Source organism: Variovorax sp. PAMC26660 (genome assembly GCF_014302995.1).
In the GTDB taxonomy this organism is placed as follows: domain Bacteria; phylum Pseudomonadota; class Gammaproteobacteria; order Burkholderiales; family Burkholderiaceae_C; genus Variovorax.
Genome location: NZ_CP060295.1, coordinates 4,266,081 through 4,279,476, shown reverse-complemented (window position 1 = coordinate 4,279,476; position 13,396 = coordinate 4,266,081). Strand labels below are relative to the sequence as shown.

Sequence of the window (13,396 nt, the reverse complement as noted above, 5' to 3'; positions counted from 1 at the left end):
TTCATTCGTAACCGAAGGAGCGCACGCGTGCCTCGTCGTCGGCCCAGCCCGAACGGACCTTGACCCAGAGTTCGAGGAACACCTTGGCGTCGGCCAGCTTCTCCAGCTCGACCCGGGTTTCCATGCCGATGCGCTTGATGCGCTCGCCCTTGTCGCCGATCACCATGGCCTTGTGGCCGTCGCGCTCGACAACGATGGTGGCAGCAATGCGCAGCAGCCGCTTCTGGCCCTTCTTCTGGGGCGGCTCTTCCTCGAACTTGTCGATGATCACGGTCGAGGTGTAGGGCAGCTCGTCGCCGGTCAGGCGGAACAGCTTCTCGCGCACCAGTTCGCCGGCCAGGAATTTCTCGCTGCGGTCGGTGAGTTCGTCCTCGGCGTAGAACCAGGGCTGCTCGGGCAGGTACTTCTCGCAGATGCCGAACAGGCGTTCGACATCCTTCGCGTTCTTGGCCGACATCGGCACGAACTCGGCAAAGTTGTGCTTGCCCTGCATGGTCTGCAGCCAGGGTGCGATGTCGCCGCGGCGGTGCACGTTGTCGAGCTTGTTGGCCAGCAGCACGGTCGGAATGCCCTTGCCGAGCAGCTTGAGCACGCGCTCGTCGGCCGGCGTGAAGCTGCCGGCCTCGACCACGAACAGAATCAGGTCCACGTCGCCGACCGCGCCCTGCACGGTCTTGTTGAGCGACTTGTTCAGCGCGTTGGCATGCAGGGTCTGAAAACCCGGCGTGTCGACGAACACGAACTGCGTCGCGCCCAGCGTGCGCATGCCGGTGATGCGATGCCGCGTGGTCTGCGCCTTGCGCGAGGTGATGCTGATCTTCTGGCCGACCAACGCATTGAGCAACGTCGACTTGCCCACATTGGGCTTGCCGACGATGGCGATAAGGCCGCAGTGTTGCGGGCCGGTTGCGGCCGTATCGCCTGCGGCGTCTTCGGGTTCCGCTACGGGATTGATAGCATCGTTCATTGTGATTTCACGCGGCGCCGCGTGCCTTGAGCCGGATCAACATGGCAGCCGCGGCGGCCTGCTCGCCGGCGCGGCGCGAGCCGCCGATGCCGCGTTCGCGAAGGCCCAACTCGGGCACCTCGCACTCGACATCGAAAGTCTGCTTGTGCGCGGCGCCCAGCGTCGCTGCCACGCGGTACACCGGCAGCTTCATTTTGTGACCCTGCAGCCATTCCTGCAATTCGGTCTTCGGATCCTTGGCCGCTGCATCCATGCGCGGGGTGATTTCGACCGACTCGTACAGCCGATGCACCAGCGCCTGGGCGGCTGCAAAGCCGGCGTCCAGGTAGACCGCGCCAATCAGCGCTTCGAGCGCGTCGGCCAGGATCGACGGCCGGCTGGGGCCGCCCGAGCGGGCCTCGCCTTCGCCGAGCCGCAGCAGCGGCGAGATTGCCAGTTCGAGCGCCAGCCGGTGCAGGGTGTCCTGCTTGACCAGGTTGGCACGCACGCGCGACAGATCGCCCTCGGGTAGGGCCGAAAGACGGATGTAGAGCAGGTGGGAGACAGCGAGATTCAGCACCGAGTCGCCGAGAAACTCGAGGCGCTCGTTGTGATCGGCCGAGAAACTGCGGTGCGTGAGCGCGAGCTGGAGCAGCCGGGCGTCGGAGAACGTGTACTTGAGGCGCGCCTGCAGCGCGACGAGGCTGCCGTCCACCTTTTTGAGCGCCGCGTTCAGCGGGTCTCGCCCTTGTACTTGAGGGTCAGGTAGGCCGGCCCGAACAAGGGAATCTCGCGTTCGTACGCATACGACACGACGACCTTGTCGCCGACCTTCTTGATATCGAGGTCCTTGCCGCTGACCGACTTGAAGTCGTCGATGGCCTGAGCACGATCGAAGATGGCGCGCACTTCGGGCACGGTCGTGCCTTCCTTGGCCTTGTTGGCGGCCTTGTCGATGGCCTGCCATTCGATCAGCGTCGGAATGACCTGCGCGACGACGACGCCCACGCAAGCGAGCACCACCGCGACGAACACCAAGCCGATGAACGAAATGCCGCGCTGTTGCGCGGCCCTGCTGCGGATGGACCGGTTTGTTCTCATGCCCTCTTACCCCTCGAACAGTTTGGACTGCTTATTGAAACGGACCGATGCGACCCAGATCGCCGAAGTTCATCCAGACGAAGAACGCCCTGCCCACGATGTTCTGGTCAGGCACGAAGCCCCAGTAGCGCGAGTCCGCCGAATTATCGCGGTTGTCGCCCATCATGAAATATTGGCCGGCGGGCACCTTGCAGACCACGCCTTCGACGGAGTAGCGGCAGTTTTCGATGCCCGGGAAATTGAAGCTGCTGGCGCCAGGAATGAAGGACGGCGAGGTTTCGTCGTTGAGCAGCTTGTGCTGCTTGTCCCCCAGCTTCTCTTCGTACTGCTTGAGCAGGCGCATCGATTCGCTGTCGAGGTAATCGTCCTCGGGTGTCTTCGACACCGGCTGACCGTTGATCGTGAGCTTCTTGTTCAGGTACGCCACCTCGTCGCCCGGGATGCCGACCACGCGCTTGATGTAGTCCATGCTCGGCTTGGGCGGGTAGCGGAACACCACCACATCGCCACGCGCCAGCGGTGTGCCGTCGGTGATCTTGGTGTTGATGACCGGCAGGCGCAGGCCGTAGGTGAACTTGTTGACCAGGATCAGGTCGCCGGTCAGCAGCGTGGGCATCATGGAGCCCGAAGGAATCTTGAAGGGCTCGTACAGGAACGAGCGCAGCAGGAACACCACCAGGATCACCGGGAACAGGCCAGCGGTCCAGTCGAGCCACCAGGGCTGCATCAGCAGCCGGTCGCTCGCCTTGGCGTCGACGGTATCGACCTGCGTGATGCCCTGCCCTGCCAGCCGCGCATTGCGCTCGGCCATCGAGGCCTCGAGCTTGGCGGCGGCCTGCTCGCGCTTCGGCAGGAAATAGAAACGCTCGGCCAGCCAGAAAAGACCGGTGACCACCGTGGCCAGGAACAGCAGAAGTGCGAAGTTGCCTTCGATCACGCCGAAATACCAGGCACCGACATAGCCGGCAAATGCCGCGAGGACCAGGGAGGTGATGAATGCCATTTTGTTGATCAGTCTTCGACTTGCAGAATCGCGAGGAAGGCCTCTTGCGGGACCTCGACAGAGCCGATCTGCTTCATTCTTTTCTTGCCCGCCTTCTGCTTTTCGAGCAGCTTCTTCTTGCGGGAGATGTCGCCGCCATAGCACTTGGCCAGCACGTTCTTGCGAAGCGCCTTGATTGTCTCACGCGCAATGATGTTGACCCCGATGGCGGCCTGGATCGCCACGTCGAACATCTGGCGCGAAATGATCTCGCGCATCTTCGACACCACCGCCCGGCCACGGTACTGCGACTGGGTGCGGTGCACGATGATGGACAGGGCATCGACCTTCTCGCCGTTGAGCAGGATGTCGACCTTAACCACGTCGGACGCGCGGTACTCCTTGAACTCGTAGTCCATGGAGGCATAGCCCCGGCTGACCGACTTCAGCTTGTCGAAGAAATCGAGCACGATTTCGCCGAGCGGCATTTCGTAGGTCAGCATGACCTGGCGGCCGTGATAGGCCATGTTCATCTGCACGCCGCGCTTCTGGTTGGCCAGCGTCATGACGGCGCCGACGTATTCCTGCGGCATGTACAGATGCACGGTGACGATCGGTTCGCGGATCTCGCTCATCCTGCCGACGTCGGGCATCTTGGACGGGTTCTCGACCATGATGACTTCGCCGTCGCTGCGCACCACCTGGTAGACCACGCTGGGCGCGGTCGTGATCAGGTCCTGGTCGAACTCGCGCTCCAGGCGCTCTTGCACGATTTCCATGTGCAGCAGGCCAAGGAAGCCGCAGCGAAAGCCGAAGCCGAGCGCCTGACTCACCTCGGGCTCGTAGCGCAGCGACGAATCGTTGAGCTTGAGCTTTTCGAGCGCGTCGCGCAGCGAGTCGTACTCGCTGGCTTCGGTCGGGTAGAGACCGGCAAACACCTGCGGCTGGATTTCCTTGAAGCCCGGCAGCGCCTCGGTGGCGGTGGCGGCCGCGCCACCCGTGCCTGGCTTGATCAGCGTCACGGTGTCGCCGACCTTGGCGGCCTGCAGCTCCTTGATGCCCGCGATGATGAAGCCCACCTCGCCCGCTTCGAGCGAAGCGCGCGCTTCGGTGGCCGGCGTGAAGACGCCGATGTTGTCGGCGTTGTACATGGCACCGGACGCCATCATCTTGATACGCTCGCCCTTCACCAGGCGACCGTCGACCACGCGCACCAGCATGACGACGCCGACATACGCATCGAACCAGCTGTCGACGATCATCGCGCGCAGTGGGCCATCGGGATTGCCGCGCGGCGCGGGCATCTTGTGGACCACTGCCTCAAGGATCTCGTCGATGCCCATGCCGGTCTTGGCCGAACAAGGAATCGCATCGGTCGCATCGATGCCGATGACGTCTTCGATTTCAGTTCGCGCGTTCTCTGGATCCGCGTTGGGCAAATCCATCTTATTGAGCACCGGCACCACTTCGACGCCGAGGTCGAGTGCGGTGTAGCAGTTGGCCACCGTCTGCGCTTCGACACCTTGCGACGCATCGACAACGAGCAGCGCGCCTTCGCACGCCGACAGCGAGCGACTCACTTCATAAGAGAAGTCGACGTGACCCGGCGTGTCGATCAGATTGAGGTTGTAGACCTGTCCGTCGAGTGCCTTGTAGTGCAGCGCGGCGGTCTGTGCCTTGATGGTTATCCCACGCTCTTTTTCGATGTCCATCGAGTCGAGCACCTGCGCCTCCATCTCGCGCTCGGCGAGACCGCCGCAACGCTGGATCAAACGGTCTGCGAGCGTGGACTTGCCATGATCGATGTGCGCAATGATCGAAAAATTTCTGATGTGATTCATCAACGGGAACGCTTAAGTACTTGAATTGGCTCGTGCGCAGAGTGCGACAGGCAAGAAAAAAGGGCGCGTCTTCTGGAGACGCGCCCTGAACCAACAAGCAATGGCAACTGCAGTAGTTGGAACTTCATTGTAGGCAAAAAGGGAAGCACGTACATCCGGGAACGGGGTCCAAAGGGGTCGTTGCAGGTCAACAACATCAAAGATATATACAGGTTATCCACAGGATCGGTGGAGCACTCACTGAACAACTTGTGGGCGATCTGTGGAGCACCGGTGGACTGCTGTCTAACATCTCGCATCGTGAAGGTCAGTGCATTCCTTATGCGCTGACCGCCCGCCAAGAGAGGCCTATTCTACCGAAAACCGTCCTTAGCCTTCTTGAAAGTTAGTAGACACAAACAAAACATCTCGCTTTTTGGCCCTCAGATTTTTTTCGAGCCGGACAGCGGAACGTCGTAAACACCTCAAAAAAACGGCCCCAAACCCGACTGCCGGGTGGGGCCACTTGACGCCGGCGCCAGATCAGCGTGCGGGACGGATCAGGGCATATTGCGCCCAATCGCCACGACGGAACAGCACGCTGAGCGCCTTGCTCTTGTCGGCCTTGCCAATGGCGGACTCGAATTCCCGCGCGTTGGCAACCTCGACATTGCCCACGGCCAGGATGATGTCCCCTTCGCGCAGACCGGCACGCGCAGCAGCGTCGCTGGCGGTATCGACCTTCACGCCGCCCTTCAGCTTGAGCTCCTTCTTCTGCGCATCGTTGAGATCGCTCACGGCCAGGCCGAGCGATTTGGCAGCGGCCGAAGCCGATGGCTTCTGCGCCGGCTCGTCGCGATCGGCTGCGCGCTTGGCAGGCTTGTCGGGCTCGATCTCTGCAATGGTCACGCTCAAGTCGCGCGAGGCGCCGCGGCGGAACACCGTGAGCGTGCTCTTGGTGCCCGGCTTGGTGTTGCCCACGAGACGCGGCAGATCGCTCGGCTTCTCGATGGGCTTGCCGTCGAACTTGGTGATGACGTCACCCGGCTCGACACCGGCCTTCTCGCCCGGCGATCCGGCCTCGACGCCACGCACCAGCGCGCCTTGCGCCTTGCCCAGCCCGATTGCTTCCGCCACGTCCTTAGTGACCTGATCGATCTGCACGCCGATGCGGCCGCGCGAAACGCGACCCGAGGTGCGCAACTGGTCGCTGACACGGATCGCCTCGTCGATCGGGATCGAGAACGAGATGCCCATGAAGCCACCCGAGCGCGAGTAGATCTGGCTGTTGATGCCCACCACTTCGCCACGCATGTTGATCAGCGGGCCGCCCGAGTTGCCCGGGTTGATGGCCACGTCGGTCTGGATGAACGGCAGGTATTCGCCGGTGTCGCGCTGCTTGGCGCTCACGATGCCTGCGGTGACGGTGTTCTCGAGGCCGAAAGGCGAGCCGATGGCCATCACCCATTCGCCCACGCGCAGCTTGGAGATGTCGCCCACCTTCACAGCAGGCAGCCCCGTTGCCTCGATCTTGACGACCGCGACGTCGCTGCGCTTGTCGGAACCGACGATCTTGGCCTTGAACTCGCGCTTGTCGGGCAACGTGACCATGACCTCGGAAGCATCTTCCACCACATGCGCGTTGGTCATGACATAACCATCGGCTGTCAGGATGAAGCCGGAACCCACGCCGCGCGGGCGCTCTTCTTCCTGGGGCTGCTGCGGCTTGTTGGAACGCGGCCCTTGGCGCGGCGCGCCCGGCAGCGGCTGGCCGAAGAAGCGGCGGAAGAACTCCTGCATCTCCTCGTCCATCTCGCCATTGGCGCCGCCGCCTCGCTGCGCGACCTTCTCGACAGTGCGGATGTTGACCACGGAGGGGCCGACCTGATCGACGAGGTCGGTGAAGTCAGGCAGCGTGCGCGTCTGCGCATGGACCGACTCGACAGGCAGGAAGGTGGCGCCGGCTGTCACCGCCAGCGCAAAAGCCAACAGGCCGGAACGAAGCTTGTGTCCCTCGACTTTGAAGATCATCGGTTTTCTTTCAAAAGAACAGAGCGGATAAAACAACAAATGCTGTGAGTCTGCGGCGCGTGCTTGGTTCAGCGCAAGGGGCGCGGCAGGCGCTTTCGCGGCCTGTCAGCGCGTGCGCACAAGGCTCTGCGCGAATGCATTGAGTGTCTGCTGCGGCACCTCGCCGACCGCGGTCACCCACCAGTCGCTGGCCGGCTCGGGCAGGCGCCGGCGAATCGCGTTGGTTGCCCCGATGGTCAGTACGCCGTCGCGAGGCCCACGCACTGCGTCGTAACGCTCGATGAAAAGCGACACCGAGGCAAGACCGTCGGAAAAGGTCCACTGAACAGTCGTGGCATCGGGCTTCGACGACTTGCCATCAGCAGCAGCTGGGCGCCGGAAAAAGCTTCGAGGCTTGAATCCGGGCACGGGCGTGCTGAGGGCCCAGCCTTCGTCTTGTGCGGTGGTTCGCTCCAACTCGAGCTTCTCGATGCGATAGCCCGAGGTGTTGGCCATCATTTGCGCCAAGGCCTGCGCCTTCACCGGTGCATCGAGCTGCAGTTCGGAGAACGCCGACTGCTCCACCACGCGGGATTCGCTGTCGACGGTTTGCAGCTTCACGACGAGGCCCGAGCGGCGCTCGCTCCAGATGCGATAACCAAAGCGCAGTCCGTCGTGCGGCACCAGCTGCACCACATCTGCGTCGAAGCCCGCCACACGGTCCTTGCCGATGGCGCGTACGTCGTAGAAATCGCCGATCGACGAATCGGGCTTGTCCGGGAGATTCGGAAAGAGATCGAGGTTCTCGCGCTTTTCGACCTTGACGACCTTCACCTCGGGCAGGAAGGTCATGACATTGCGATTGCGCCGGAAGGTCGAACGCTGCGGCCCCGACAGGGCCTCGATGCGCTCGATCTGGTGATCACCGTCGCGCACATGCCAGATGCGCGCGCTCGACAGATCGCCACCCGGAGCCGACACCACGAAGGTGCCTACATAGTTGCGCTGCCGGGCGCCCGCATGCATGCGCTGCAGCCATTCGGTCACGCTCATCGCGGGCGGCTCGTCTGTCTGCGCCGTCGCTGCACTCTTCGCATTTGCCGAGCCCGAGCGGGTCTGCGCGGTGGCAATCTGCGCCAGGCAAAAAGCTGCAAACACAAGCACGCAGGCGCGGGCGGAGATCGGCATCTGAACGGTCATTACAGGCAGCTGAGGGCGCGCACTCAGCGCGTGGGCCCCTCGAAGGTGGCGTTGCGCAAGAATCCGGAAGGCATTTGCGAAGCGCCACCAGCTTGCTGGTGCGCTTCGAGCAATTGATCGAGCCGCGGATCGCGCAGCATGACTTGCGGATTGCCGTTACCGACGATCACGCGGGTCGGGGTCAATGTGGCGCTGGCCGGCTGCTGGCCATTGATGGCAGCCGCTGCGAGGACAGAATTCACCGCCGGCTGTTGTTGCTGTTGGGTCGACGCGATCTGCGCGCCGGCCTGCGGAACCGCCGCGCCGTTACCGACCAGCGTCCAGCTGACGGCCACCACGGCGACCAGCGACGCAGCACCGGCCACCAGCTTCCAGCGGAACACCGGCTCATTGGCCGCGTCTGCCCTGCGCTGTACAGGCAAAGCCGCCGCTACGGCGACAGGCGCCAGCACAGGCGCGGCGACAACGGGTTCAGCAGCCAGTCGCTGCTGGAAACGAGCCAGGAACGCCAAGGTGTCGCTGCACGGCGCATGGCCCCCCGAACGCAGGACATCGCCCACCGCGTGGTATTCCTGCCAGGCCGCGCGCGATTCGTCCTCGTTGCAGACCGCGACGATCGCCTGCGCGAACGCCTCGCCCTGCAAATGACCATCCGCAAGTGCGGACACCTGTTCCCGAACTGTCATCGACTGATTCATTTCATTCACCTGCTTGCTTACCAACGCTTGCCGGACTGGTTGTCCAGCAGTGGTTTGACCTTGGCCGAAATGGCCTCACGCGCCCGGAAAATACGCGAACGCACCGTGCCGATAGGGCAATTCATGACCTCGGCGATCTCTTCGTAACTCATGCCCTCGATTTCGCGCAGCGTGACCGCCTGGCGCAACTCGGCCGGGAGCGCATCCATGGCTACCTCGACGGCGGTGGCGATTTCCTTCGCCGCCATGATCGATTCAGGGGTTTCGTCGCTGATTGGTTCGTTTCCGGGACGGTAAGTTTCATCGTCGTCATCAGAAGACGGCCGCAGAGCGCTTTCGGAGACAGTCGGATCGCGCTTCATGTCCACCAGCGCCTTCTTGGCGGTGTTGACGGCGATCCGGTAAAGCCAGGTGTAGAACTGCGCCTCCCCCCGGAACTGGTGCAATGCGCGGTAGGCCCGAATGAAGGTTTCCTGCGCAATGTCCTCGATCAGGTCGACATCGCGCACCATCCGGCCGATCAGGCGTTCGATACGGCGCTGGTACTTGATGACCAGCAGCTCGAAAGCCTTCTGATCGCCCGCAACCGTGCGTTGGACCAGCTGGAAATCGACCTCGCCCGGGCGCGGCGCCTCGGCGGACGCGTCGGTCAGGCCGGAGTCCGGTGGCACAGGCGGCACAGAAGTGGTCATCGAGGGAGGTTCAGGGCGCGTCGGCCGGTGCCGTCGCGCGCCAGGGGTCGCCAGCAGGTGCTGCGGAGGGAGCGCGCGAATATACCGCGCGACGCACATCGCGCCAGCGTTCCGGCATGGTCCGGTGCTCGATCCAGATCCAGCGCCGGGCGCGGCCGGGCTCGGCAAGCCTGACCAGCATCAGCGACTGGAAATCGAGGGCGACCGAGGCTTGGGCCGCACGAACGCTGCGAGTGGTGTCGGCGCCCGTCAAAGACCAGCAAAGTCCATCGAAGTGCAGAACCGCCGCGCCATCGCGCCGCAAGCCGAAGCCGGCGGCAACGCCGGAAAACGCGACACTGAGAACCAGCAGGAGCTGGCGCCATCCGGCGCTATCCAACAGATAGCAGGATGCGCCCGCACAACAAGCGCCCAGGGCCCAAAGGACAATCAAGATCCGGGTTGCGCCACGCGAGCGCCCCACCGGATAGGTCACCGACGGTGCGCTGTGCATGAAAGAGCAATGCTCAAGCGCGCTTGAACACCAGCGTGCCGTTGGTGCCCCCGAAGCCGAAGTTGTTCTTGACCGCGACATCGATCTTCAGATCGCGCGCCTCGTTGGCGCAGTAGTCGAGATCGCACTCCGGATCCTGGTTGAAGATGTTGATGGTCGGCGGGCTCTTCTGGTGATGCAGCGCGAGCACAGTGAACACCGATTCGATGCCGCCCGCGCCGCCCAGCAAGTGACCGGTCATGGACTTGGTCGAATTGACGACGAGCTTCTTCGCATGATCGCCGAAGGCGAGCTTGACCGCGTTGGTCTCATTGAGGTCACCGATCTGCGTCGAAGTGCCGTGCGCGTTCAGGTACTGAACCTCGTCGGCATTGACACCCGCATTGGCTAGCGCCATGACCATCGAACGGCGCGGGCCGTCGACGTCGGGCGCGGTCATGTGATACGCGTCACCGGTCAGGCCGAAGCCCGAGACTTCCGCATAGATCTTGGCTCCACGCGCCTTGGCATGTTCGTATTCTTCGAGCACCAGCACGCCAGCACCCTCGCCCAGCACGAAGCCGTCGCGATCCTTGTCCCACGGGCGCGAAGCCGTCGCGGGATCGTCATTGCGGGTGCTCAGCGCGCGAGGCGCAGTGAAGCCGCCAATGCCAAGCGGAGAAATGGTGGATTCGGCGCCGCCCGCGATCATTACGTCGGCATCGCCGTACTCGATCATGCGTGCCGACGTGCCGATGGCATGCAGGCCGGTGGTGCAGGCGGTCACGACGGCGATGTTCGGGCCCTTGAAGCCGTACTTGATCGACACGTGGCCCGAGATCATGTTGATGATCGATGCCGGCACGAAGAACGGCGAAATGCGGCGTGGGCCGCGACTCGCATATTCGCCGTGCGTCTGCTCGATCATCGGCAAACCGCCGATGCCCGAGCCGATGTTGCAGCCGATGCGCACGGCTTCCTCATAGGACAGCGCTTCGCCGGTCGGCAGTCCGCTGTCCTGCACCGCCTGAATGGCGGCGGCGAGCCCCAGATGAATGAAGCGGTCCATGTGACGCGCTTCTTTCTCCGAGATGAATTGGGTGATGTCGAAACCCTTGACCTCACCGGCGAACTTGCAGGCGAAGGCGCTTGCATCGAACGCGGTGATGTTCGCAATGCCCGACTTCCCGGCCAACAAGTTGGCCCAGGATTCGGTTGCGGTGTTTCCGACAGGAGCGATGCAACCGAGTCCGGTCACGACGACGCGGCGTTTGGTCATGCCGGCAAACCTTTCTGGAAGCGCTGTACAACAGCCTGTCGGCGCATGCGGTTCAAAGGAGAACCGCCGGCCGCAGACGCGATGTTGTCAGCTGGCCGATCAGGCCTTTTGATTCTTGGTGGCGTAGTCGACGGCGTTTTGCACCGTGGTGATCTTCTCGGCGTCTTCGTCGGGAATCTCGATGCCGAACTCGTCTTCGAGTGCCATCACGAGTTCGACCGTGTCGAGCGAGTCGGCGCCGAGGTCGGCCACGAAGGCCTTTTCATTCGTCACTTGGGACTCTTCCACGCCGAGTTGCTCGGCGATGATTTTCTTGACACGTGCTTCGATATCGCTCATTTGGTTCCCTCTGAGGGTTTGTAGGTAATCGGTGGATTTTAGCCGGGCGCATTGTGGCATTTGCCGTGCACCCGGTACGGGAAAAGATTGCGCCTTGCGGCTACATGTGCATGCCGCCGTTGACGTGCAGCTCCTGCCCCGTCACATAGGAGGCCTGGGGCGATGCGAGGTAGGCCACTGCATGCGCGATGTCGGCCGGCTTGCCCAGGTGACCCAGCGGGATCTGCTGAAGCAGCGCCTGCTGCTGGGCTTCGGGGAGGCTGGCCGTCATGTCGGTTTCGATGAAACCGGGCGCGACGCAGTTGACCGTGATGTTGCGGCTGCCGAGTTCACGGGCCAGCGCGCGGGTCATGCCCGAGACGCCGGCCTTGGCGGCCGCGTAGTTGGCTTGCCCGGCGTTGCCGGAAGCGCCCACCACGCTGGTGATGCTGATGATGCGGCCATAGCGCTGCTTCATCATCGGGCGGATCACGGCGCGCGACAGGCGAAAGACGGCCTTGAGGTTGGTGTCGAGCACCGCGTCCCAGTCGTCGTCCTTCATGCGCATGGCGAGCGTGTCGCGCGTGATGCCGGCGTTGTTGACCAGCACGTGGATGGCGCCATAGGCCTTCACGATCTCGTCGATGAGGGCTTCGACGGCAGCGCCGTCATTCACGTCGAGCGCACGCCCACGGCCATCGAAGGCACTGAGGGCGGAAGTGATCTTCGCCGCGCCTTCGTCGGTGGTGCCGGTGCCCACGACCTTGAGGCCGCGCTGGGCCAGCTCGAGCGCGATCGCCGCGCCGATGCCGCGCGATGCGCCGGTGACCAGGGCGACTTGCCCTTCAAATTTGGGAATGCTCATAAGAAAAAGTATCGGGCCTTGCTTGCGCCGTTCAGCCGGCGAGCGATTGTCGGGTTTCCGCGAGCGTGGCCGGGTCGTACACCGACGCGGCTTCCAGATCGGGGGTAATGCGCTTCACCATGCCGGCCAGCACCTTGCCAGGGCCGCACTCGATGATGGCGGCTACACCGCGCAGTTTCAAGGCCTGGATGCTTTCGACCCAGCGAACTGGACCTGCGGCCTGGCGCACCAGCGCGTCGCGAATGCGGTCCGCGTCAGTTTCGATGGCCACGTCGATGTTGTTCAGCACCGGAATCTGAGGCGTCGCCAGCGTGATGCCGGCGAGCTTTTCGCGCAGCGCTTCGGCTGCGGGCTTCATGAGGCTCGAATGGAACGGCGCCGACACGGGCAACAGCAGCGCGCGCTTGGCGCCATTGGCCTTCAGCAGTTCACAGGCCTTGTCGACCGCCGCCTTGCTGCCGGCGATCACCGTCTGCATCGGATCATTGAAATTCACGGCCTCGACGATCTCGGCACTGTCGGCACCGAAAGTCGCCGTAGCTTCCACACAACCCGCCATGACCTTGCTGGATTCCATGCCGAGGATGGCCGCCATCGCGCCGACACCTACGGGCACAGCCTGCTGCATCGCTTGTGCACGAAAGCGCACGAGCGGCGCTGCCTGTGCGAGCGTCAGCACGCCGGAGGCGACCAGCGCCGAGTACTCGCCCAGCGAATGACCAGCCACCACGGAAGGCGTTGCACCGCCTTCGGCCAGCCAGGCGCGCCACGCGGCAACGCCTGCCACGAGCATCACGGGCTGGGTGTTGGTGGTGAGCGCCAGTTCTTCCTTGGGGCCGGCCTTGATCAGCGCGCCAACGTCTTCGCCCAGCGCATCGGAGGCTTCGCGCAGGGTTTCGGCCACAGCCGGATGGTCGCCCCAGGCGTCGAGCATGCCGACCGCCTGCGAGCCTTGACCCGGAAAGACAAAAGCAAAGGATTTCATTGTTTTATGCGTCATATCGCATTGCAGC

Annotated in this window: 14 protein-coding genes; all 14 read right to left on the bottom strand. The window is 63.3% G+C overall.

What is annotated here, in order from left to right:
- Nucleotide 1: 1 nt before the first annotated feature.
- The 14 genes from era to fabD all read right to left on the bottom strand — a co-directional run bounded on the left by era (nucleotide 2) and on the right by fabD (nucleotide 13,368).
- On the bottom strand, nucleotides 2-967 hold the full coding sequence (era, locus tag H7F35_RS20035) for a GTPase Era (RefSeq protein WP_187108341.1): 966 nt from the start codon (nucleotides 965-967) through the stop codon (nucleotides 2-4).
- Between the two features lie 7 nt (nucleotides 968-974).
- On the bottom strand, nucleotides 975-1,661 hold the full coding sequence (gene rnc, locus H7F35_RS20030) for a ribonuclease III (RefSeq protein WP_187108340.1): 687 nt from the start codon (nucleotides 1,659-1,661) through the stop codon (nucleotides 975-977).
- 17 nt (nucleotides 1,662-1,678) lie between these two features.
- Nucleotides 1,679-2,047, bottom strand: a complete 369-nt coding sequence (locus tag H7F35_RS20025; protein ID WP_187108339.1) for a DUF4845 domain-containing protein — start codon at nucleotides 2,045-2,047, stop codon at nucleotides 1,679-1,681.
- A 31-nt stretch (nucleotides 2,048-2,078) separates the two neighbouring features.
- Nucleotides 2,079-3,050, bottom strand: coding sequence for a signal peptidase I (gene lepB / locus H7F35_RS20020; RefSeq protein ID WP_187108338.1), 972 nt, complete (start codon nucleotides 3,048-3,050; stop codon nucleotides 2,079-2,081).
- Nucleotides 3,051-3,058: 8 nt separating this feature from the next.
- The gene (lepA, locus tag H7F35_RS20015; RefSeq protein WP_187108337.1) at nucleotides 3,059-4,870 is read right to left on the bottom strand and encodes a translation elongation factor 4; all 1,812 of its coding nucleotides are present in this window, start codon (nucleotides 4,868-4,870) and stop codon (nucleotides 3,059-3,061) included.
- A gap of 522 nt (nucleotides 4,871-5,392) precedes the next feature.
- On the bottom strand, nucleotides 5,393-6,880 hold the full coding sequence (locus tag H7F35_RS20010) for a DegQ family serine endoprotease (protein WP_187108336.1): 1,488 nt from the start codon (nucleotides 6,878-6,880) through the stop codon (nucleotides 5,393-5,395).
- Nucleotides 6,881-6,985: 105 nt separating this feature from the next.
- Entirely contained in the window at nucleotides 6,986-8,059 is a 1,074-nt protein-coding gene (locus tag H7F35_RS20005; protein WP_187108335.1) for a MucB/RseB C-terminal domain-containing protein, read from the bottom strand.
- Between the two features lie 23 nt (nucleotides 8,060-8,082).
- Nucleotides 8,083-8,757 carry a sigma-E factor negative regulatory protein gene (locus H7F35_RS20000; RefSeq protein ID WP_187108334.1) on the bottom strand — a complete coding sequence of 225 codons (675 nt, stop codon included), beginning with the start codon at nucleotides 8,755-8,757 and terminating at the stop codon, nucleotides 8,083-8,085.
- 17 nt (nucleotides 8,758-8,774) lie between these two features.
- A complete protein-coding gene (rpoE, locus tag H7F35_RS19995; protein ID WP_261803287.1) occupies nucleotides 8,775-9,449 on the bottom strand; it encodes an RNA polymerase sigma factor RpoE in 675 nt (224 codons plus the stop codon).
- Nucleotides 9,450-9,459: 10 nt separating this feature from the next.
- Nucleotides 9,460-9,942, bottom strand: a complete 483-nt coding sequence (locus H7F35_RS19990) for a hypothetical protein (RefSeq protein ID WP_187108333.1) — start codon at nucleotides 9,940-9,942, stop codon at nucleotides 9,460-9,462.
- Between the two features lie 13 nt (nucleotides 9,943-9,955).
- Nucleotides 9,956-11,200 carry a beta-ketoacyl-ACP synthase II gene (gene fabF / locus H7F35_RS19985; RefSeq protein ID WP_187108332.1) on the bottom strand — a complete coding sequence of 415 codons (1,245 nt, stop codon included), beginning with the start codon at nucleotides 11,198-11,200 and terminating at the stop codon, nucleotides 9,956-9,958.
- 99 nt (nucleotides 11,201-11,299) lie between these two features.
- Nucleotides 11,300-11,539: an acyl carrier protein gene (gene acpP / locus H7F35_RS19980; RefSeq protein ID WP_007830471.1), complete on the bottom strand. Its 240-nt coding sequence runs from the start codon at nucleotides 11,537-11,539 to the stop codon at nucleotides 11,300-11,302.
- Nucleotides 11,540-11,639: 100 nt separating this feature from the next.
- The gene (fabG, locus tag H7F35_RS19975) at nucleotides 11,640-12,383 is read right to left on the bottom strand and encodes a 3-oxoacyl-ACP reductase FabG (RefSeq protein ID WP_093236562.1); all 744 of its coding nucleotides are present in this window, start codon (nucleotides 12,381-12,383) and stop codon (nucleotides 11,640-11,642) included.
- Between the two features lie 31 nt (nucleotides 12,384-12,414).
- Nucleotides 12,415-13,368, bottom strand: a complete 954-nt coding sequence (gene fabD / locus H7F35_RS19970; protein ID WP_187108331.1) for an ACP S-malonyltransferase — start codon at nucleotides 13,366-13,368, stop codon at nucleotides 12,415-12,417.
- Between the last annotated feature and the right edge of the window lie 28 nt (nucleotides 13,369-13,396).

Excerpts from the sequence above, each read along its gene's own strand:
- fabD (WP_187108331.1), bottom strand. The coding sequence starts at position 13,368 with ATGAAATCCTTTGCTTTTGTCTTTCCGGGTCAAGGCTCGCAGGCGGTC.
- fabG (WP_093236562.1), bottom strand. The coding sequence starts at position 12,383 with ATGAGCATTCCCAAATTTGAAGGGCAAGTCGCCCTGGTCACCGGCGCA.
- fabF (WP_187108332.1), bottom strand. The coding sequence starts at position 11,200 with ATGACCAAACGCCGCGTCGTCGTGACCGGACTCGGTTGCATCGCTCCT.
- H7F35_RS20000 (WP_187108334.1), bottom strand. The coding sequence starts at position 8,757 with ATGAATCAGTCGATGACAGTTCGGGAACAGGTGTCCGCACTTGCGGAT.
- lepB (WP_187108338.1), bottom strand. The coding sequence starts at position 3,050 with ATGGCATTCATCACCTCCCTGGTCCTCGCGGCATTTGCCGGCTATGTC.
- lepA (WP_187108337.1), bottom strand. The coding sequence starts at position 4,870 with ATGAATCACATCAGAAATTTTTCGATCATTGCGCACATCGATCATGGC.
- acpP (WP_007830471.1), bottom strand. The coding sequence starts at position 11,539 with ATGAGCGATATCGAAGCACGTGTCAAGAAAATCATCGCCGAGCAACTC.
- H7F35_RS20005 (WP_187108335.1), bottom strand. The coding sequence starts at position 8,059 with ATGACCGTTCAGATGCCGATCTCCGCCCGCGCCTGCGTGCTTGTGTTT.
- H7F35_RS20010 (WP_187108336.1), bottom strand. The coding sequence starts at position 6,880 with ATGATCTTCAAAGTCGAGGGACACAAGCTTCGTTCCGGCCTGTTGGCT.
- rpoE (WP_261803287.1), bottom strand. The coding sequence starts at position 9,449 with ATGACCACTTCTGTGCCGCCTGTGCCACCGGACTCCGGCCTGACCGAC.
- era (WP_187108341.1), bottom strand. The coding sequence starts at position 967 with ATGAACGATGCTATCAATCCCGTAGCGGAACCCGAAGACGCCGCAGGC.
- H7F35_RS19990 (WP_187108333.1), bottom strand. The coding sequence starts at position 9,942 with ATGCACAGCGCACCGTCGGTGACCTATCCGGTGGGGCGCTCGCGTGGC.
- H7F35_RS20025 (WP_187108339.1), bottom strand. The coding sequence starts at position 2,047 with ATGAGAACAAACCGGTCCATCCGCAGCAGGGCCGCGCAACAGCGCGGC.